This is a genomic window from Bradyrhizobium sp. TM233 (assembly GCF_036247965.1).
GTDB classification, from domain to species: Bacteria; Pseudomonadota; Alphaproteobacteria; order Rhizobiales; family Xanthobacteraceae; genus Bradyrhizobium; species Bradyrhizobium ottawaense.
The window spans coordinates 1-613 of record NZ_BTIG01000178.1; the positions used below are offsets into that span (position 1 = coordinate 1).

At 48.5% G+C, this 613-nt stretch carries 1 protein-coding gene; it reads right to left on the minus strand.

From position 1 onward, the window contains the following. Nucleotides 1-576: hypothetical protein (locus AABA86_RS34190; protein WP_338309875.1), on the minus strand; the 576-nt coding region annotated here is incomplete at its 3' end. Nucleotides 577-613: the final 37 nt, after the last annotated feature.

Below are 613 nucleotides of genomic sequence, written 5' to 3' on the forward strand. Positions count from 1 at the left end.
TGATGCTCTGGGAGCAGAGTGATCAGACGTTCTGGGTTGTGGTTCTGTTTGGTTTGGCTCGGGTTGGTCATGGATGATTGGTTCAGAAAGTAATGGGTCGTACGGAATGGTGAGGAGAGAGGTTGGTTCTTCTGACCTAGAGGGTTGATTCTGAAGCAAATTCCAGAGAGGTGCTTCAGTAGGAGAAGGTTGAAAGAAGGAAGATCTTGGGGAATGTGGTGGAGTGGTGGTTTGTTCGGCTGGCTGGGATTCAGGAATAGGAGTGAGGGGATTTGAGGAGTGTTGAAGCAAGGCAGAAATAGGAAGTGCATCAAATAAATTCAAATCATCATCAGAAGCAAGTGCAGGCTTACTTGAATGTGCTGATGATCGAGTCACTCTGGCAGGAGGTTCAGTCCTTCTGACCACTGCAGCAGCTGGTTCCACCCGAGTAGGCTTCACCGCGATTCTGACCTTCTTCTGCTTCTTCTTTGGAGGACCATCCTCACTATCACTATCATCACCATCATCAGGCTTTCTCTTTGTCTTCTTGACCAGAGGGACATCAGATTCCTCTGAGGATTCGTCCAGAACCATCTTCCTCTGAGCTTTCCTCTTGGGAGGAGAAGGAAAC